The sequence below is a fragment of the Streptomyces sp. NBC_01481 genome, assembly GCF_026339995.1.
In the GTDB taxonomy this organism is placed as follows: Bacteria; Actinomycetota; Actinomycetes; order Streptomycetales; family Streptomycetaceae; genus Streptomyces.
Window position 1 is genome coordinate 1,261,047 of record NZ_JAPEPT010000002.1, and the last position, 18,430, is coordinate 1,279,476.

General features: G+C 70.2%; 16 protein-coding genes. 9 read left to right on the forward strand and 7 right to left on the reverse strand.

Translation table 11 applies throughout. From position 1 onward, the window contains the following. Positions 1–107 precede the first annotated feature (107 nt). Both OOK40_RS16485 and OOK40_RS16490 read right to left on the reverse strand, forming a co-directional pair. The gene (locus OOK40_RS16485) at positions 108–1,262 is read right to left on the reverse strand and encodes a hypothetical protein (RefSeq protein ID WP_266481514.1); all 1,155 of its coding nucleotides are present in this window, start codon (positions 1,260–1,262) and stop codon (positions 108–110) included. Between the two features lie 140 nt (positions 1,263–1,402). Continuing rightward, positions 1,403–5,011 carry a tetratricopeptide repeat protein gene (locus OOK40_RS16490; protein WP_266481516.1) on the reverse strand — a complete coding sequence of 1,203 codons (3,609 nt, stop codon included), beginning with the start codon at positions 5,009–5,011 and terminating at the stop codon, positions 1,403–1,405. Positions 5,012–5,152: 141 nt separating this feature from the next. On the opposite strand from OOK40_RS16490, the gene OOK40_RS16495 reads away from it, so the two are divergent. Then, the gene (locus OOK40_RS16495; protein WP_266481518.1) at positions 5,153–5,458 is read left to right on the forward strand and encodes a trypco2 family protein; all 306 of its coding nucleotides are present in this window, start codon (positions 5,153–5,155) and stop codon (positions 5,456–5,458) included. Between the two features lie 22 nt (positions 5,459–5,480). Here the strand turns inward: OOK40_RS16495 and OOK40_RS16500 are convergent, their stop codons facing one another. After that, positions 5,481–6,212 (reverse strand): 5-formyltetrahydrofolate cyclo-ligase, encoded by a 732-nt coding sequence (locus OOK40_RS16500; protein WP_266481520.1) that lies wholly within the window; start codon positions 6,210–6,212, stop codon positions 5,481–5,483. A gap of 10 nt (positions 6,213–6,222) precedes the next feature. Then, entirely contained in the window at positions 6,223–7,122 is a 900-nt protein-coding gene (locus OOK40_RS16505; RefSeq protein ID WP_266481523.1) for a transcriptional regulator, read from the reverse strand. Between the two features lie 73 nt (positions 7,123–7,195). Here OOK40_RS16505 and OOK40_RS16510 point away from each other — a divergent pair, with 73 nt between their 5' ends. After that, positions 7,196–8,203, forward strand: coding sequence for a methyltransferase domain-containing protein (locus OOK40_RS16510; RefSeq protein ID WP_266481526.1), 1,008 nt, complete (start codon positions 7,196–7,198; stop codon positions 8,201–8,203). Positions 8,204–8,489: 286 nt separating this feature from the next. On the opposite strand, the gene OOK40_RS16515 is transcribed toward OOK40_RS16510, so the two are convergent. Further along, positions 8,490–9,002 carry an EF-hand domain-containing protein gene (locus tag OOK40_RS16515; RefSeq protein WP_266481528.1) on the reverse strand — a complete coding sequence of 171 codons (513 nt, stop codon included), beginning with the start codon at positions 9,000–9,002 and terminating at the stop codon, positions 8,490–8,492. Positions 9,003–9,139: 137 nt separating this feature from the next. Then, positions 9,140–9,514, reverse strand: coding sequence for an STAS domain-containing protein (locus tag OOK40_RS16520; protein WP_266481530.1), 375 nt, complete (start codon positions 9,512–9,514; stop codon positions 9,140–9,142). A 263-nt stretch (positions 9,515–9,777) separates the two neighbouring features. Between OOK40_RS16520 and OOK40_RS16525 the strand changes: the two genes are divergently transcribed. From OOK40_RS16525 to OOK40_RS16535, 3 genes are all read left to right on the forward strand, one after another. Further along, entirely contained in the window at positions 9,778–10,374 is a 597-nt protein-coding gene (locus tag OOK40_RS16525) for a sigma-70 family RNA polymerase sigma factor (RefSeq protein ID WP_266481532.1), read from the forward strand. After that, positions 10,371–11,687, forward strand: a complete 1,317-nt coding sequence (locus tag OOK40_RS16530; RefSeq protein ID WP_266481534.1) for a zf-HC2 domain-containing protein — start codon at positions 10,371–10,373, stop codon at positions 11,685–11,687. Before OOK40_RS16525 ends, OOK40_RS16530 begins: the two co-directional genes overlap by 4 nt. A 304-nt stretch (positions 11,688–11,991) precedes the next feature. Beyond that, on the forward strand, positions 11,992–12,576 hold the full coding sequence (locus OOK40_RS16535) for an RICIN domain-containing protein (RefSeq protein ID WP_266481537.1): 585 nt from the start codon (positions 11,992–11,994) through the stop codon (positions 12,574–12,576). Positions 12,577–12,652: 76 nt separating this feature from the next. Here the strand turns inward: OOK40_RS16535 and OOK40_RS16540 are convergent, their stop codons facing one another. After that, positions 12,653–14,164, reverse strand: a complete 1,512-nt coding sequence (locus OOK40_RS16540) for an AMP-binding protein (protein WP_266481540.1) — start codon at positions 14,162–14,164, stop codon at positions 12,653–12,655. Positions 14,165–14,323: 159 nt separating this feature from the next. Here OOK40_RS16540 and OOK40_RS16545 point away from each other — a divergent pair, with 159 nt between their 5' ends. The 4 genes from OOK40_RS16545 (at position 14,324) to OOK40_RS16560 (ending at position 18,430) form a co-directional block, all read left to right on the forward strand. Further along, positions 14,324–15,517: an amidohydrolase family protein gene (locus OOK40_RS16545; RefSeq protein WP_266481543.1), complete on the forward strand. Its 1,194-nt coding sequence runs from the start codon at positions 14,324–14,326 to the stop codon at positions 15,515–15,517. After that, positions 15,517–16,650 carry an acyl-CoA dehydrogenase gene (locus OOK40_RS16550; RefSeq protein ID WP_266481545.1) on the forward strand — a complete coding sequence of 378 codons (1,134 nt, stop codon included), beginning with the start codon at positions 15,517–15,519 and terminating at the stop codon, positions 16,648–16,650. Before OOK40_RS16545 ends, OOK40_RS16550 begins: the two co-directional genes overlap by 1 nt. Continuing rightward, positions 16,650–17,573, forward strand: coding sequence for an acyl-CoA dehydrogenase family protein (locus OOK40_RS16555; protein WP_266481548.1), 924 nt, complete (start codon positions 16,650–16,652; stop codon positions 17,571–17,573). Before OOK40_RS16550 ends, OOK40_RS16555 begins: the two co-directional genes overlap by 1 nt. Positions 17,574–17,962: 389 nt before the next feature. Further along, the gene (locus tag OOK40_RS16560) at positions 17,963–18,430 is read left to right on the forward strand and encodes an ATP-binding protein (RefSeq protein ID WP_266481551.1); all 468 of its coding nucleotides are present in this window, start codon (positions 17,963–17,965) and stop codon (positions 18,428–18,430) included.

The window sequence follows — 18,430 nt, forward strand, 5'->3', positions numbered from 1 at the left end:
AGGGCGATCCTCCGCCTTGCGACTGCACGCACCAGACGCCGCGGGGCCCGCCCTTCGGGCGGACGGCGCTACTTCTAAAACACGCCCTAGCAGTGCCCTCAAGCGCTTCATGGGAGCCTTCGTCGGGGGCGGACGGCCGGATAGGGGCGGCCGTAGAGGAAGAGCGTGACGCCGCAGGCGAGCGCGCCGACACCGCCGGCGGGCACGACGATGCCCGCCGTCAGCGACCAGCCCTCGGGGTGGGCCTCGCGCATCGCCGCGTCCGCCTCCCGCGCGGCCGACTCGATCCGGCGCGGGGCCGTGTCGTCCGCGGACACGGATGCGAGCCTGCCCACAGCCGCACGCGACCGCTCCTGCGCCGCATGCTCCCCGAACCCGCCGACGGCCAGCAGTACGGGAGTCAGCAGCACCGGCACCGCGGCCACCGCCAACTGCACGCTGATCAGCCGCAGCCGGTCGGCCAGGAACACCGACGTGCCCAGCAGGACGAAGGCGAAGAGCACGGCTGCCAGTGCGGCGGCGGCCGCGCCGGTCAGCGTGAGCGGGCTCCAGGCCGCCAGGTCGTGGTTCTCCCGGTGGAGCTGGCGCTCCAGTTCCCGGAGCCGTTCGAGGATGGAGATCGGCTCCTGCGCGGTTCCCGGGGTGACCGTGCGGTGCCGGCCGCGCAGCATGTCCTCGGCGTAGGCGACCCCGGCCTCGCGCAGGACATCGCTCGTTCGGTTCCGTTCCGCCCAGGCGATCTTGTCCCCGTAGGCGACGACCAGGCCGGAGACCACCCGCAGCTCCTGCTCCTGTCCCTTGTGCAGGGCCCCGGAGCGGGCGACCCGGCTGAGGCTCTGCGTAGCCTCCGTCAGCAGGGAGCGGTAGGTCTCGCCGAGCTCGACCAGACCGGGCGTCGTGTTCTTCAGCAACCGCACATCGGCCTGTCCCTGGGCCAGTTCGAGGGAGGTCCTGGCCTGGGCCAGATCGACCAGCGCGGGTGCACACCGGTCGCGCAGCCGCTGTGTGCGGCCGTGGATGTCGCCGTACGCGGCCGCGGAGAGGGCGAGGGAGACCACGGCGAGCACGGGCAGGACCAGCATGCGGCGGCGCAGGAACGCGGCGGTGGGGCAGCTGCCCTCGGGGGTGCGGCCCGCGGCGCGCCGCCACAGCGCGGGGAAGAGCCCGCGCAGCGCGGGCAGGGCGCGAGGGGGTGTCCGGCGGATCAGGCTGGGCTCGCGACGCCCTGCGACTCCGTCTCCTGCGTTGTCGTCGGTCGGCATGGCTCCGCCATGCCTCCCTCCTCCGCCTTGGATCCGAAGCCGCATGACGCCGCTCCCTGATCCAGCCTGATCCGCCGGACACCCCCTAGGTGCGACAAGGCGCAGCCGCGTGAGGACGGGCCGGACCCGCTCGCGGAGCTTCACGCCTCCTCCCCGGTGCTGCGAAGCCAGGGCCGGCGCGGCAGCCACACCGCAAGGGACCGGGGGCCGCGGCGCCCGTTCCTGTGTCCGTCCCGGTCGTGTCTCAGGCCGAGGGGACGCGTGCGGTACGCGTTGTCGAGCAGCGCCTCCGCGAGCTCGGCGTCCTCGGCGAGGTCGGTTTGCGGCACCTGCTCGGCCAGCTTGCGGTAGCAGGCGGAGAGCTGTTCGCGCAGCTCCCGTTCACCGGCGGGTACGGGGACTCCGGGCGGCAGCGAGGCGCGCAGCTCGGCCAGCGGGTCCTTCTCCCGTGCGGCGGCGGTCAGTTCGAGCAGCAGCTCCAGGAGCTGGGCGGTGAGCCGTTCGTACGCCTGCCGGTCGGTGAGGCCCTCGTGGCTGACCAGCCTGCGCAGCGCGGCGTAGGCGCGCACCGCCGATGCCACGGTCGGCGGCGACCCGTCGGCGGGCGGGCCGGCGTGGATGCGCACCATCGCCGTACGGGCGGCGGTGCGGTGCCGGGAGTCGGGCGGCACGCCGTCCAGCGAGGCCAGAGCCAGGTCCGGGCTGCGGCGGGCGAGATGGATACGGGCCAGGCCGAAGGCGGCACTCCCGAGCGCGTGGTTGCGCCGCCACACCGCGTCGTAGAACCGCATGGCCTGCTGCTCGTGCCCCTCGCGGGTCTCGGCGTCCGACGCGGAGTCGGCGAGCTTCTCGTGGCAGTAGCCGAGGGCGAGCTTGGGCGCGTACTCGCCGGGAATCGCGTCGTACACCTCGTCGAAGCAGGTCAGGGCCTGGCGCACATGGCCGTGGGCGAGTTCGGTCAGGCCCCGGTGCCAGTCGAGCCGCCAGTCGTAGCGCCTGCGGTCGCCGAGCAGCCGCCCGGCCCGGTCCAGCTCCATCGCCGCGGCGACCAGCTGCTGGTCTCGCCCGCGCAACTGGTCCCGGGCGAGCTCCAGATGCAGGCGGCAGCGCAGCAGGTGCAGTTCGGGCGAGGGCAGCCACTCGTCGCTGAGCTGGAGCAGACCGGCCGGGTCGGCGTACGAAGTGCGCTGCAGCTCCTTCCAGTTGGGGTCCTGCTGGTCCGCCTTGGGCACGGGCAGGGCCACCGCGACCTCGGCAGGGCCCGGCACCTGCGCGTCCTGGTCCTGTCCGGCCGGCCTCGCCGGGCTCGCGTGCCCCGGGTCGCCGCAACTGCCGCCCGCCCGCCAGCGGGTCAGCGGCGGGGCCTTGCCCAGCTGCCCGTCGAGGGCGGTGGCGGCCCGGTCGAAGAGCGGCGAGGGTTCGAAAGTCTCCTCGCCGAGCCGCAGGGAACGCAGTTCGCGCAGCACCCCGCGCAACTGGAGCGCCATCTCCTGGGCGGTGGCGTAGCGCCGCTTGGGGTCGCGTGCCATGGCGCGGCGCAGGGCGCGCTCCAGCGACTGGGTGCCGAGGTCGGCCGGCGGCACGGGGTCCTTGGCGAGCAGTTCGTCCAGGACCGCGCCGACCGTGTACAGATCGCCGGCGGTCGTCATCTCGCCCGAGGGGCCCGTCTCGGGCGGGCGGTGGCTGACCGGTCCCGGTGTGCCAGGTCTGCGGACGCCCGCGACGTCGATGAGTTTGATGCCCTTGCCGCAGTGCAGCACGTTGGTGAGGGAGAGATCGCCGTAGACGAGGCCCTCCTGGTCGTGGAGATAGCTGAGCGCGTCCAGGATCAGCAGCCCGTAGACGACGATGAACTCGCGCACACGGGGCCCGGAGAACGGCGGACGCTGTCGGCCGATACCTGCCGCGACCCACTCCAGCGGCGCCCCGTCGGCGAACTCCATCACGATGAACTCCGCCGAAGCCGACGGATGGCGCGCGTAGTTGACGACCCGGATCACGGAGGGATGGTTGAGGCTGACCAGCCGCAGCCGCTCCTGATGGGCCTGGAGGACCGCGGCCGGATTGCCGGGGTCGAGGATTCCCTTCAGCGCCACCGGCCGGTTGTCCAGCAGCAGATCGCGGGCGAGATACACCTGCCCGTGGCTGCCCTGGCCGATCGGGCCCACGACTTCGTACTGCTGGTGCAGCCGGTCGCCGCCCGCCAGATGGGGCCCGGCCGGTGCGGTGACGAGCGCGTCCGGGTCGCGCACGGCGATCACCGGCAGATCGGTGAGCCCGTCGCCCGGCGGCTCTACGACGAACTCGTGCGGGCCCAGCGGCCCGGCCAGTGCCTGTTCGGCGGCTTCGGCGTCCAGCAGCGCCGTCTCGACGTCGACGGCGAGCCGGAACAGCGCGTGCGGCAGGGCGGGCGAGCCGTACAACGGGCCGCCGCGGCAGAGCTGTTCGAGCTCGCGGCGCAGCTTCGGCGACCGGCCGTCGGGGCGGCGGGGTGCGGGACGGCCCGCGGTGGCCGGACGCGCGGGGAGTTGCCGTAATCGCTGCTCGCACTCGGCCAGCCGGTTCACACGCGCGGCGAGCCGGTCCGCGCGGCGATCTGCCCACTCGGGATCGAGGAGTTCGCTCCGTACGCGCGCGAGCAGCGGGGAGCCGGGATCGCTGAAGACCAGCAGCAGCCGGCTGTCACCCCGCGCGAGAAGTGCGCGCAGCAGGGCCGTGATCTCCGCGTCCTCGGAGGCGGACCGGTCGACGGCGAGAAAGGCGGCTATCAGTGGCGGGCTCTCCTCGGCGATCTGCTCCAGGCGCGCGCCGTGGGATCTGCCGCCCTCCAGTCCGATCCGCTCGGCGGCGTGGACGGCGAGCTCTCCGGCCGTGCGGTTGGTGGCGTCGACGGCGATGTCGATGCTGCCCACCTGCGGCTCGCCCGCCGCACTCCCGGACGCGGAGGGCGGGCTCTGCTCCCGGTCGGCGAGGGTGAGCACCGAGCGGATGGTGTGCAGCAGCGCGTGCTCGCCCTCACCGGCGAAGGCCAGCTCGACGGGGTCGGTGTCCGGCTCACCGTCCAGCCAGCGGGTGAGCCTGCGGTGCAGACCGGGGACGCGGCCGGACGCGGTCCGGTCGGGTGCCACGGCGACATCGCGGGAGACGGCGCGCGGGCCGGTGACCGTCAGACCGAGCCGTTCCAGCGGCAGATGCTTGAGGACCGTCTCGGTCGGGATCATGTACGCGTGCTCCCGCCGCACGGGTGCCTGCGGGGTGCCGAACTGGTGGGCCACGATGCCGATGAGACGGCGCGAGCGGCTGTGCACGACGCCGCCGCCGCTGTAGCCGTGCCGGACCACATAGGGCGAGCCCTCGGTGTCCAGCTGCACCCACTCGGGCCGGTGCGCGGGCCCGCCGCGCCCCATCAGCCGGGCGTCGAGGTGCTCGCCGCCCGGCAGGTCCTCGGGATAGCCGGTGAAGTGCACGGGTTCGTTGCGGGCCGGGATCTGGCGGTGCAGCACGGCGTGGGGCACGGGTGGCTCGTGGTCCAGTTTGAGCAGGGCGAGATCGCCGCTGAAGTGCGCGGTGGGCAGGACCAGATACTCCCGCAGCAGCCGGGCGCGCAGAGGCTCCGGCGCATCACCGGACAGCGCGGCGGCGGGCACGTCGACGTAGACCGTGTCGAAGGGGGCGCGGGTGCCGTCGCGTCCCGGCCGGGACAGCACCGTATGGGCGCAGGTGAGCACCAGTCCCCCGGGGAGCAGCACCCCTGCACCCAGCGGGCGGCCGGAGCGGTCCTGCGTACGAAGCAGACAGACCCGCCAACCTTCTTCGGGTGACGATGAGTTGGACGTGTGCCACGGCTCCCTCATACTTCCCAACCATAACTACGGGAGACGGGGTGCGCGATGGCTGAGCGTGACGATGCCGCTGTGGCGGGACTGGCCGAGGTGATCGGACAGGTCCGCGACGAGCTGGAACGGGCGCAGCGGGCGGGCGAGGGGCGCGACCTCAAGTTCAGCGTGGAGAAGGTGAATCTGGAGTTCGCGGTCCAGGTCCGCCGCGAGGGCAGCGGACGCGCGGAGCTGCGCATCGGGGTGCTGACGGCGGGCGCCGGCGGCTCGGCGGCGCGGGACACGACGCACACCATCCAGATCGAACTCAAGCCACAGGGGCGGGACGGGAACCCGAACGTGGCGGTGGGCGGGGAGTGAGGTCACGCCCTGGCGTGGCGGTTCAGCGACCGGTGGCCGGGGCACGAGCCGCCAGGACCGGGATGGATGCGATCTTCTGCGCGTCCAGGTGTTCCCACACCAGTCCCGTCGGGCGATGAGGATAGCGGCAGGTGATGACCTCGTCGGGCGTGACGATCAGGTCGACCCCGAAGTCGTGGCCTGTGGCCGGCAGTTCCTCGTCCAGCACCTGCAAGCCGTGGACGGTGGTCACGACTACCGTCTCCGGGCCGATGAGCCCGGCCTCCATCAGGAGGGCGAATTCGAGATCCGAGTACCCGGCGCCCTTGCCGATGCGTACGCCCTCGCGATTCACCGCGACACTGCCGACCACCACAAGGTCGACAGGGCTCAGATCCTCGACATCGACCTTGGGGGCGACGGACGCGGCGACCTTGCTCGATGCCGCCTCGGCGGGCGGAACGGTCAGCGCAGCCGGGTCCAGCAGGTAGAACGGGCGTGCATCGGCGAGCTTCGGCACAGCCATGAACACGGTCCTGCCTTCGCTGAGCGCACGGGCGCGCACGGGGAGCTGGGCCTTGTCCGGCACGGCCTTGATGACGCGAGCGGCGCGCCACTGCGCCAGCTTCGCAAGCCGGTCCGCAGCTCGCTCGGCACCCTTGAAGTTCGGGATACGCCCATGCGCCGAGACATCGTGGGTCGCGTCGGCTGAATCGAGCAGGTTCCAGACGCGCTCGCGTACCCTCTGCTTTTCCTGATCTACCCGTGTGAGCATGTCGGTCCCTTCATGCGGCTTCCATCAGAGCCATGAGCCTGTCCTGAGCGTCCTGCACCGCCGGTTCGCTCCGCCAGGGACGCAGTTCGCGGGCAGCCCGGAAGACGATGTTCATTCCACCACCTCCCCGGGTGCCCTGCAGTTCGTTTACGGCGTCATTGAACGTGGCCAGCCCGGCGTCGAGGTCTCCCTCGCGGATCCAGGACAGCGCGAGATTGCCGAGGACGATCGCGCGGGACTTGCGTCGGTCCTGGAGCTCCGCCGCAGTCTCCTCGAGAAGCCGCTGGGCTTTGCGATAGTCGCCGAGGGTGAGGTAGCAAGAGCCCGCCAGCCGTCCGAAGTGGGTGGGGGAGAGAAGATCATGGGCGGCGTCCGAGCTGTTGGCCTGCTCCAGATGTCTTTCCGCGCCCGCCAGAGCTCGCTCGCATTCACGGCCCTCTTGGAGGAAGGCGTGTGCCTCAGCGGCGTGCAGCATGGCAAGACCGGTGAGCACATGACTCGTGTATCGCGTCGTACGGGCGGTCTCCAGCGCGAGTTCGAGCCCTTCGCGGTAGTCGTTGGCACCGTAGAGAGCGACGTAGCACGTACGTAAGAGGGCGTGGCCCTCCGCAGTCCGGTCGCGCAGGTGCCGCGCCACCTCCACACTCTGCGCGTAGTACGACCGTGCGGTCGCATGGTCGTGACGCTGGGAAGCGTCCCAGACCAGCTGGCCCATGAAGGTGGCGGCATCGGTCTGGAGAATGCGCATCTCCCGCTGCACGCGCCCCGCTGGCGCTTCGCCGGCAAGGAAGGTGACTTGGCTGACGTGCTGCCCCGCATGGCCGAGGAGTGTGGCGGAGGGCATCCGGTCATAGCGCTCGGCAAGCGTCTGCATGCCGCCTCGTAACTCGGCGATCGTGACGAGGTCCACTCGTGACGGGTAGCGCATTACCTCCGACCGTCCCTTCCACGTCACCCTTCGCATCTGAACCGAGGATCGCTCGATGCCCGACACCTCCAGTGAAGCCCTAGACCGCGCCATCTCGGCCGTGCCGACCGAGCAGTTCCATGGAGCTGACGGCCGTGCCGTACGCCCTTGCACTCCCGCTGTCGTCACCCACCGCCACCTGCGGATGCTCGATGTCCGCCCTGGCGCGCGCGTCATGGACATCGGCATCGGCTCCGGCCTCTCCGCCGCGCTCCTCGCCCAACTGGCAGGCCCCGATGGACAGGCCACCGCTATTGAGATCGAATCCAGTCTCGCCAAGCGGGCCGAATCTCTTTATGCCGAGTACCGTCACCGGGTCACCGTGGTTGTCGGCGACGGCCTCCTCGGGTATCCGCAAGGTGCCCCGTACGACCGCATCCTCGTCGGCACCACCCCTCTGGCCATCCCCGACGCCTGGCTCCAGCAACTGAAGCCAGGCGGCACCCTCCTCTGCGGCGTACGCATCGCCGACCTGCCGGGCGCCTACGCGATCGCTCGCATCACCGTTGATGACAAGCATCAGCCACATCAGGTCGAGATCCACCACGGCGGATACACCCCCATGATCGCGGCCTATCCTGCGGATACCGTCTCCCGGGTTGTCGATCCGCAGCAGCCCGAGTTCTCGCTCACGGTCCTGAGCAATCAGGAGCGCAGCACCGCCTCATCGCTGTTCGCTGTCCTTCGTGGGGCGACACACACTGAGCCAACCCCAGCGCCGGACTCCGACTACTTCCACCTGAAGAACTGGCTCATCGCCGCCGAACCCACCGGCCTGCTCGAAGCGACCATCGACCAAGGCACCGGCGTCGGTGTCGGGTCCCTCGCGCCTGATGGCACTGCTCACGCAGCCGTCGTCACCGACGAGTTCCTCATCGCCGACCATGCCGAATCCCCGGCACTCGAAGTCCTCCGCGCCTTGAGCCACGAGTGGTTGGAAGAGGGGGCTCTCCGCACCCACGAGCTCAACGCGCGGCTCATCCGCGATGGTGACGCCTGGCACGCACGCGTCACCCGTGCCTGAATCAACGGTCGGTGGGGGCGCCTGAGCCGCCCGCTGACCGGCTGACACGCAGCTCAAACACATCATCGCCAACAGAAGGGCACAGCTATGCCATCGACCGCCATCGTCTCCCTGCTCAAGGGGGCAGGATGGCGGGCGCCCGCACTACACCTGCGAACGGACGCCAACGACGCTACTGCACACCACAATTGACGTCGTGATCATCCTTGAGTGGGACGGCTGCCTTTGCGCAGTGAGTCCGCCCGTCAATTGAGGACACCAGGGTCCGAGGCGGAGCCCCGTACCGCTACGGCTCCGGCGTGACGAAGTACGACGCGAAGCCCGACAGGATCTCCTCCTCCGCGATCCGGCCGTCCCCGTCCGCGTCAAGGCCCACCGCCACCCGCGCAGCCAGCGTCGGTTCGACGCCCAGCACCTTCAGCACGCGCTCGGCGGCGGACGGTGTCACACCGGAGCCGTCCTCGTCGGCGATGTCGATCAGGGCGTGGAGGAATGGGCGGGCGATCTCGGCGAACCGCTGGGGGTTGTCGCGCAGTCTCTTCACCGCGCCCGTGATGAATTCCGGGCGGGTGACCCGCTGGTCGCCGTCCACATCGGCAATCCCGGCCATGCCCTGCCAGAACGCCTCCGCGCCGCTGTAGAGGGCCTGGCCCTTGTCACAGCGAGCCGTGGTGGAGAACTCGGCGAGCAGCGCGGCGGTCGCCCCGCTGAAGTCCTGACGGTCGATGTAGCCATTGCCGTCCTGGTCGAAGGCGGCGAAGCGGGAAGCGATCTTGCGCTCGTATTCTGCGCTGTCCATGAGGGCGAGCGTACGACTCCGAGCGCTGACGCGTGCAACTACTCCCCCATTTACGTGATGACGACATCACGACGACATCTGCGGGTACGCCCGGTGACGGCGAGGCGCCACACGGTGACCAAGGGGCGGCTTCCGCATCAGGCGGAGAGCGGCTGGGCCTCCTCGTCGGTGGCCGAGTGCGTGTCCGCGTACACCTCGAACAGGCGCCGCACCCCGAGGGCGCCCAGCACCCTGTTGACGTGCGAGCCCTCCTCGGCGCCGTGGGCGGGCAGTATCAGGCGCAGCCTGCCCCTGCAGGAGCGCAGCAGACGGCGGGCGGCGATGAGCACTCCGACGCCGCTGGAGTCGCAGAAGAGCACCTCGGAGAGGTCGAGCACCACATCGCGGCGGCCGAGGGCGACCGCGTCGTGGACGTGCTGGCGGATCATGGGCGACGAGGCGAGATCGAGCTCTCCGCGGACGTGCAGCACGGTCCATGCGCCCTGCCGGGTCTCGTCCACCTTGAGCATCACGTCCGGACCTCTCCTCACGCCGATCCGGAGTGCCGCGCCCGCTGTGGTGCGGCCGGACACATCCGGAAGCTGCCCTTCCTGACGCCACTGCCCCGCTCCTCCCGCCTGAAACACGAAGCTCAAGGCAGGCTTGCGGGAGCGGACCGCCCATACCATTGAACCTGCCCCCCGGGGGCGCACTTGCAATGAAGGGGCGTGCGTTCGCTGCAACGCGCACTACATTCGAAGAGGCGACAGGCACAGGGGACAGGCTTGGGGGCCGAATGGCAAAGGACACACCGCCGCGCTGGGACCGCAGGATGCAGCAGCGGCTGGCGCGGGGAGAGGCCGCCGCGCTCGGAGAGCTGTACGACAAGTTCGCCTCACTGGTGCACATGCTCGCCCACCGGGTGCTCGACGACGACGAGGCCGCCGACCAGGTGACACGTGAGGTCTTCGGCTACATCTGGGAGAACCCCGACTCCTACGACCCCAAGCACGGTTCGATGCGTTCCTGGGTGGCCAGGCTCACCAACAGCCAGGCCGTGAACCGGCTGCGCCAGACCGAGGCCGCCGCACTCGCCCAGGGCGGCGAGGGCACCACCGAGGAGCTCGAGCTGAAGGTGCGCAGGGCAGCGGTCGCCGCCCGCGCCGACTACATCGTCACCTCCATGCCCGCGCCCCTGCGGGACGCACTCGAGCTGGCGTACTTCCAGCGCCGGGACTACCGCCAGACGGCAGCCGACCTCGGGGTCACCGAGGACGAGGCCAGGCGCCGGCTGCGGCTCGGCCTCCAGTTGCTGTCCACCGCCAACACGCGCCCGCTGGAAGGCTCCTCCCCGCAAGGCTCCTCACCGCCCCGATACGGACGCTCCTTGTGAACGGGCCATTCGACAGCGGCCGCGGAAACGGCCGCTCCGGCGACGACGGCCGCGAAGAGGTACGGGGCGGTCCGCGCATACCGGGACCGCGGCCCGCGGCGGACGATCTGGACCCGCCCGCGCGCCTGTTGCCGCTCCGCGGCGTGCCCGAGCCGGAGGCACAGACCGTGCCCGAGGCGAAGCCCGTACCCGAAGTACCGCCCGCGCCCGTCGAACGGCCGTCCCACAGCGTGCTGAAGTCGCTGCTCGGCGCGTGGGCGCTGTCCGCCTGCTCCGCCGAGGAGACCGCGGCGGTCGAGCAGCACCTCGGCGACTGCGCGCCCTGCGCGGAAGAGGCCCTGCGGCTGCGCGATGCCGTCGCACTGCTGCACACCGACCGGGATCTGGACCTCGACCCGCTGCTGCGCTTCCGGGTGCTGGAGAACTGCCTGGGGCGCAGGCCCGCGCGTATCCCCGTACCCGTCTGGGCGACTCCGTACGACGCAGAGACCGCGCGGCTCGACGCGCTGCTGCGGGACATCGGCGAGTCGGAGTGGCACGCGCCGGTGCACCTCAAGTGGTTCGAGGACGAACGGCAGGTGAGCCGCCGGACGACCGTCGCCGGGGTGATCGGGCATCTGATGGCCATCGACGGCCTGGTCGCGAGCGCGCTCGGTCTGGACGATCCCCTCGGGGCGAACGCGCCGAAGGTGCCGGCCGATCGCACCGAGGCGTACTGGCGCACCACCGGCCTGCCGCGCACGCGCGCCGTCCGCGAGCCGTGGCGCGACCAGAGCCACACCCTGATCAGGACGGTGTCCTTCGCGGGCCGCGGAGTCGCCGAACTTTCCGTGTCGTACGGGGACTTCGCCCTGCCGCTGCGGGACTCCCTCCTGGACCGGGCCTTCGAGTGCTGGATCCACGCGGGCGACATCGCGGACGCGGTGGACTATCCGTACGAGCCGCCGAGCGGCTCCCATCTGCACCGGATGATCGACCTGGCGGCGCGGCTGCTGCCCGCGGCCCTCGCGGACCGCAGACGCGCGGGTCTCGCCGGACCGGCCAGGCACCTGGTGGCGGCCGGCGCTCCCGGCCGTTCATTGCACCTGGAGGTCGAGGGCTCGGGCGGCGGGAACTGGTACATCGCCCTGGACTCCCCGGCGGCCGTCGCCTCGGCGGACCGGGCGGTGGCCCAAGTGGCACTGGACGGCCTGGAGTTCTGCCGCCTGGTGGCGGGGCATGTCTCACCGGAGGAGGCCGCGGCGGGCCAGGACGGCGACCGGGAGGCGATCCGGGACGTGCTGTTCGCGGCGGCGTCACTGAGCAGGCTCTGAGGAATGACCTTGTTCCACTTCTGAACACGCTCCGGATCCCATGCTTTTGATCGTGCGATGTAAAAGTGGAAGAGACTGATTCCGTCGCACGTCTATTGGTTCAGGCCAACGTGCCGGTATAGACTCTGCACGCTCTGCGGTTTGCAGAGTTCGGATGCCGGGCCTCGGGGGGCTGGAGCGGTTCGCATTCCTTTCCTTGATTTGTTGCGGAAGAGATCTCCGCCCCTGCAGTTCCGGCTATTGCACAGGAAAGTAGGGTTCGGTGAAACACGCCTTGAGGCGCTTCGGATCGATGCTCCTGAGCATGGCAACGCTGGTGACCGTGAGTACCGTCGTACTCCTGACCTCGGCCTCCTCGGCGAGCGCGGCTGACAACCGCTGTCTCGACAAATACGGAAGCTCCTGGAACGCGGGCAGCAGGCCGCAGTGGCTCGGCGCCGTCCAGGCGACGAAAGCCAACGGCGTTCGGACGGTCGCGGAGGTGGCAGGCCCGAGTACCCAGGACGGTGGCCGGGTGGTGATCTGGGAGAACCGCAATGAAACGCCACAGCTCTGGTGTTTCAGCAAGGAAGGGGCCGTGGGGTCCTATTCCTACTACCGCATCAGGAACCTGTACACGGGTAAGTGCATGGACATTCAGGGCCCATGGAAGGGGAACGGGGTCCGTGTGCACCAGTGGAACTGCAGCGGATTCATTGATCGGTCCAGTCAGCAGTGGATTCTGATCGCACACGGAACCAAATGGCTCGAAGGGTCTTACAAGACCGTCTACGAGTGGCAGAACCGGTTCAATGGCGGCTCGCTCGACGTGAACAACTACCTGACCGCGAACGGTAGCTACACGCAGGTGTGGCAATTCGCCAACACCGAGAATCAGCTCTGGTACTGAGATCCGGTACTGAGATCGAGGTGTGTGACGGTCCGCCGTATTCGGCGGGCCGTCACGGCTGTCCGTGCGGCAGCGGTCAAGAATACCGTTCCCTCAGCTTGTACTTGAGCACCTTCCGCAACGTCTCGTTCCGCGGCAACCCATCCGTGATCTCCAGCTGCTCCGGCAGCTTGTGCACCGACAACCCCGCCCCCCGCAAATACGAAGTGACGGCGTCGAGCGTCAACTCCTCGGCGCCTGGCACCTGTTCCACCACCGCGCACACCCGCTCCCCCCTCTCCGCGTCCGGCAGCCCGATCACCGCGACGTCCGCCACCCCTGCGTGCTCGTGGAGCAGGTCCTCGATCTCCTTCGCCGAGATGTTCTCGCCCTTGCGGATGATGACGTCCTTCAGCCGCCCGGTGAGCACGAGATGCCCCGAGTCCGTGACATGCCCGAGGTCGCCGGTGATGAAGAAGCCCTCGCCGTCGAAGGCCGCGGCGGACTGGACCGGGTCCAGGTAGCCCTGGCAGACCGCCTCGCCGCGCAGGCGGACCTCGCCGTCCACGATGCGTATCTCCATGCCCGCGGGCGGCCGGCCCTCCGTCGTGGCGAGGTTGTCGGCCGTGTCGTCGGGCGCGCCCATGGTGATCATGGGGACCTCCGTCATGCCGTATCCGTGGGTGAGCCCGCAGCCCATCTCGCGTACGACGGCGTGGTAGATCTCCGGCGGCTTGGGCGCCCCGCCCCCGGCCAGCAGCCGCAGGCTGGGGATCAGCGGCCGCCCGGGCTGTTTGCGCTGCTCGGTGAGGAACATCGAGTAGAACGCGGTGGATCCGCCCGCGACGGTCACCCGGTGTCTGCGGTATTCCTCCAGCGCGTCGGGCAGCGCGAACTGCTCGAACATCACCGCGGGGAAGCCGTACAGCAGCAGCATCACCGTGTAGTCGGGCCCGGCGATGTGCGCGAAGGGGAAGGCCATCGAGCCGACGTCGTCGGCCGACAGGTGCAGTGCGTGTGCCAGGCACGCGCCACCCGCGATGAGGGAACGGTCGGTGTGCAGCACGCCCTTGGGGTCGGAGGTGGTCCCGGACGTCCAGTAGATCCAGCGCACGTCCGTCCCGGATTCCGGCGGCGGTGGCAGGACCGCCGGATCGGCGTCGGGCAGCGTCGCGTACGCCTCGAAGACCAGCGGCGGTTCGGGCAGTTCCAGCGCGAGCCGGTGCGCCATGCCCGCATGGTCGAAGCCCCGCCAGGTCCCCGGCACGGCGAAGAGCGCGGCCTTGGACTCCCGTAGCGCGAAGCCGACCTCGCGGTCCCGGTAGAAGGGGATGACGGGCGACTGTACGGCGCCGATGCGGGCGAGTGCGAAGGAGAGCAGTGCCGTCTCGATCCGGGTCGGCAGCTGCCAGGCGACCACGCTTCCCGGCCGCACGCCCAGTTCGTACAGACCGGCCGCGACCCGCTCCGAGCGGTCCCGCAGTTCGCCGAAGGTGAGGCTACGGCTCTGCTGGAGGAACACGGGCCGGTCGGGGGTGAGGGCCGCCCTGCGCCGGACCAGTTCCCAGAGGGTGCGCGATGCGCCCAGGGCGTGTGCGGTCTCGTTCATGGTCCGTAACCCTCCATTGCTGACGGGTAGTCAGATCGTGCCGAGAGCGTAGGGCCCACCGCCTTGTCGGTCCAGGGGTGCGGGGCTAGCCTAATTTCTGACGGGTCATCAGATTCAGCGCTGCCCGGCGGCCGCACCGGGCACGGCGGAGGGGACACCATGACGGAACTGCCTCGGATCATCAGCGTCGACGACCATGTGATCGAGCCGGCCCACCTCTTCGAGACCTGGCTCCCGGCGAAGTACCGGGACCGCGGCCCCCGGCCGCTGACCGCGGGCATCGGCGAGCTCGCGTACGTCGCCGGGAAATACCGGATCACCATGGATCCCGACGGCCCCCCGACCGACTGGTGGATCTACGAGGACCTCAAGTTCCCGTACAAGCGCAATATCGCCGCCGTCGGCTTCGACCGCGACGACATGACCCTCGAAGGCATCACCCGGGCGGAGATGCGCCGGGGCTGCTGGGACCCCAAGGAACGCCTCGCGGACATGGACCTCAACCATGTGGAGGCGAGCCTGTGCTTCCCCACCTTCCCGCGCTTTTGCGGGCAGACCTTCGCCGAGGCCCACGACAAGGAGGTCGCACTCGCCTGCGTGCGCGCCTACAACGACTGGATGGTCGAGGAGTGGTGCGGCGACAGCGGCGGCCGGCTCATCCCGCTGTGCATCATCCCGCTCTGGGACATCGGCCTGGCCGTCGCGGAGATCAGGCGCAATGCGGCACGCGGTGTGAAGGCCGTGACCTTCTCCGAGATCCCCACCCATCTGGGGCTGCCGTCGATCCACTCCGGCTACTGGGACCCGTTCTTCGCGGTCTGCCAGGAGACCGGCACGGTGGTGAACATGCACATCGGCTCCAGCTCCCAGATGCCCGCCGCATCCCCGGACGCGCCGCCCGCCGTGCAGGCCGCGCTCAGCTTCAACAACGCCATGGCCTCGATGATGGACTTCCTCTTCTCCGGCGTCCTGGTGAAGTTCCCGCGGCTGAAGCTGGCGTACAGCGAGGGCCAGATGGGCTGGATTCCGTACGCCCTGGAACGCGCCGACGACGTGTGGGAGGAGCACCGGGCCTGGGGCGGGGTGCGCGATCTGATCCCCGAGCCGCCCTCGACGTACTACTACCGGCAGATGTTCTGCTGCTTCTTCCGCGACAAGCACGGGGTCGCGTCCCTCGACGTCGTCGGCCGTGACAACGCCACCTTCGAGACCGACTACCCGCACGTCGACTCGACCTTCCCGCACACCAAGGACGTCGCACTCGACCACGTCAAGGGCCTGGACGACGAGACGGTCTACAAGCTGATGCGCGGCAACGCGATCCGCATGCTCGACCTCGATCTGGATCGTTGATGGACCTCACGTACTCCGAGGAAGAGGAAGCCTTCCGGGCGCGGCTGCGCGAGTGGCTGGACCTCTCGCTGCCGAAGCTGCCCGCCCGGCCCGACCCGCTGGACTGGCCGGGCCGCCGGGCGTACGACACCACCTGGCAGCGGTTGCTGTACGACGCCGGATACGCGGACGTCCACTGGGACGCGTCCCCCACCCAGCGCCTGATCTTCCTGGAGGAGACCGAGCGGGCGGGCGCGCCCTACGTCGGCGCGAACTTCGTGGGGCTGCTGCACGCGGGCCCCACGATCGCCGCCGAGGGCACCGCCTGGCAGCGCGAACGCTGGCTGCCGCCCGTACTGCGGGGCGACGAGATCTGGTGCCAGGGCTTCAGCGAGCCGGACGCGGGCTCGGACCTCGCCTCCCTGCGTACGAGAGCCGTGCGGGACGGCGACGACTATGTCGTCACCGGCTCCAAGATCTGGACCTCGCACGCGGAGGTCGCCGACTGGTGCGAGCTGCTGGTGCGCACCGATCCGGAGGCACCCAGACACCGCGGTATCTCCTGGCTTGCCATGCCGATGGACGCGCCCGGGGTCACCGTCCGCCCGCTGCGGACGCTGGCCGGGTCGGCGGAGTTCGCCGAGGTGTTCCTGGACGAGGTCCGGGTGCCGGTCGCCAACCGGGTCGGCGAGGAGAACGACGGCTGGCGCGTCACCATGGTCACCCTCTCTTTCGAACGCGGCACGGCCTTCGTGGGTGAGGTCGTCGCCTGCCGCCGTACCCTCGGCGAACTGGCCGCCGCCGCACGCGCGAACGGCACCTGGGACGATCCGGTGCTGCGCCGCCGGCTCGGCCGTCTGGGCGCCGAGTTCCGCGCGCTGTGGCGGCTCATCCAGTGGAACGTCAGCGAGTCCCAGCAGACGGGCGGCGTGCCCGGCATCGGCGGCTCGGTCTTCAAGCTCCGCTACTCCCACGCACGCCAGGAGTTGTACGAGGCGGCCGCCGAAGTCCTCGGCCCCGACGCCTTCGACCTCGACCGGCAGTGGGCAGCCGACCGGCTCTCCTCGCTCTCGTACACCATCGCCGCGGGCACCTCCCAGATCCAGCGGAACATCGTCGCCGAGCGGATCCTCGGCCTGCCGAAGGGGCGCTGATGGACTTCCGGTTGACCGACGACCAGCGTGCCCTCCAGAAGGGCGTACGGGAATTGCTGGCGGGCCGCTTCGGGCCCGAGGCGCTGCGGGCCACCGTGGAGCGAGGAGGCACGGTCGACCGTGAGCTGTGGCGACAGCTCGGCGCGGCCGGATTCTTCTCGCTGCGCCTGCCCGAGGCACAGGGCGGTGCCGGACTCGGGCTGCCCGAGGCGGCCCTGGTCTTCGAGGAGGCGGGCCGGGCACTGCTGAACGGGCCGCTGGTGGCGACCCATATCGCCGCCGAGCGGATCCCGGAGGCGGCGGACGGCACCCGTGTGGTCACCTGCACGACCCAACTGCGCTCGCTGATCCCGCACTTCGGCGAGGCGGATGCGGCCCTGGTGATCGACGGCGCCGGGATGCGCACGCGGGACCCGAAGGACCTGCCCACCCGTCCCGTGCGGTCCATGGACCCGCTCACCCCGGTGCACCGGATCCCGGACGGGACGCCCGGCAAGGCCCCGCCGCGCCCGGACGCCGTGCTCCTGACCGCCGCCGAACAGCTCGGCAGCGCCGCCCGCACCACGGAGACGGCCGTGCGATACGCCGGGGAACGCGAACAGTTCGGGCAGCCCATCGGCGGATTCCAGGCAGTCAAGCATCTGTGTGCCCAGATGCTCGTACGCACGGAACTGGCCCGCAGTGCCGTCTACGCGGCCGCCGTCACCGGGGACTTCACCGAGATCGCCGGCGCCAAGCTGCTCGCCGACGAGGCCGCGGTGCGCAATGCCCGCGACTGTCTTCAGGTGCACGGCGGGATGGGCTTCACCTGGGAGGCGGAGGTGCATCTGCATCTCAAACGGGCCTGGCTGCGCGGGCAGATGTGGCTGACCGCGGCGGAGGCGGAGGAGATCCAGGCGGATGCCTTGGCCTCAGCACTCTGAAGCGTCACTGAGCGTTGATACCGGGTTGTGTCCTTGGGACGACTCGTCACGGGCCGGAGTCGGGGTCACGCTCCGGTACCCTCCGTGGGATGCGAGTGCTTCCGAGCCAGGGTTGTCACGGAGTTGCCGGTGCGGCGGCTCCGGGCCCGGGAATGCGCGCCGCTCGTCCCGTGCGAGTACGGGCTGCGAGCCTCTGTTCGACTCCCCGCAACGTGCGTCGCACAGTATGCACCACGGGTACTCCTTCGCGCTGGAATATGCCCGAAGCGCTTGTTGCGGTGACTGTACGTCAACCATGCTGTCTCGTAACGGAGTCACGTTCGGTGACCTGGTCGAGGACCTTGTCGATGCGCGAGGCGATGTGTCCGCCGGTTCGGATGGTGTGAGCGGTGCAGGTGCTTCTGGTTCAGTTGGAAGTCGGGCCCGACCCGGCGGAGGTGGGACGAGCCCGTAGGTGGGCGCGATCGCGGCTCGCAGGGTCCGGGATAGGGGTCGACGAGCCGCTGGCCGAGACACTGATCCTGCTGATCTCGGAACTGGTCACCAACGCGGTCGTGCACACCGGCTGTCCGGCGGTCCTGCGCATGCTGTTCGGTGCGGGAGTGACCGAGGCCGGGACGGTCCGGGTGGAGGTCGCCGACATCAGCGCCTGCCCGCCGAAGCCGCGGCACGCCGAGGGCGACGACACCAACGGCCGCGGCCTCGAACTCGTCGACGGACTCGCCGACCGGTGGGGCTGGCAGCGCGAGGGCGTCGGCAAGTCCATCTGGTGCGAGGTGGACCGCTGCGAAGTGGACCGGGGCGCGCCGGGGACGGTGTACGAGCCCGGAGTGCGGGGCTTCGTCACCACCCCGTAG

What these genes read in the sequence shown, in the direction of transcription:
- OOK40_RS16510 (WP_266481526.1), top strand. Translation starts at nt 7,196, where the DNA reads ATGCCCGACACCTCCAGTGAAGCCCTAGACCGCGCCATCTCGGCCGTG.
- OOK40_RS16515 (WP_266481528.1), bottom strand. Translation starts at nt 9,002, where the DNA reads ATGGACAGCGCAGAATACGAGCGCAAGATCGCTTCCCGCTTCGCCGCC.
- OOK40_RS16535 (WP_266481537.1), top strand. Translation starts at nt 11,992, where the DNA reads ATGGCAACGCTGGTGACCGTGAGTACCGTCGTACTCCTGACCTCGGCC.
- OOK40_RS16485 (WP_266481514.1), bottom strand. Translation starts at nt 1,262, where the DNA reads ATGCCGACCGACGACAACGCAGGAGACGGAGTCGCAGGGCGTCGCGAG.
- OOK40_RS16545 (WP_266481543.1), top strand. Translation starts at nt 14,324, where the DNA reads ATGACGGAACTGCCTCGGATCATCAGCGTCGACGACCATGTGATCGAG.
- OOK40_RS16500 (WP_266481520.1), bottom strand. Translation starts at nt 6,212, where the DNA reads ATGCTCACACGGGTAGATCAGGAAAAGCAGAGGGTACGCGAGCGCGTC.
- OOK40_RS16550 (WP_266481545.1), top strand. Translation starts at nt 15,517, where the DNA reads ATGGACCTCACGTACTCCGAGGAAGAGGAAGCCTTCCGGGCGCGGCTG.
- OOK40_RS16495 (WP_266481518.1), top strand. Translation starts at nt 5,153, where the DNA reads ATGGCTGAGCGTGACGATGCCGCTGTGGCGGGACTGGCCGAGGTGATC.
- OOK40_RS16525 (WP_266481532.1), top strand. Translation starts at nt 9,778, where the DNA reads ATGGCAAAGGACACACCGCCGCGCTGGGACCGCAGGATGCAGCAGCGG.
- OOK40_RS16540 (WP_266481540.1), bottom strand. Translation starts at nt 14,164, where the DNA reads ATGAACGAGACCGCACACGCCCTGGGCGCATCGCGCACCCTCTGGGAA.
- OOK40_RS16555 (WP_266481548.1), top strand. Translation starts at nt 16,650, where the DNA reads ATGGACTTCCGGTTGACCGACGACCAGCGTGCCCTCCAGAAGGGCGTA.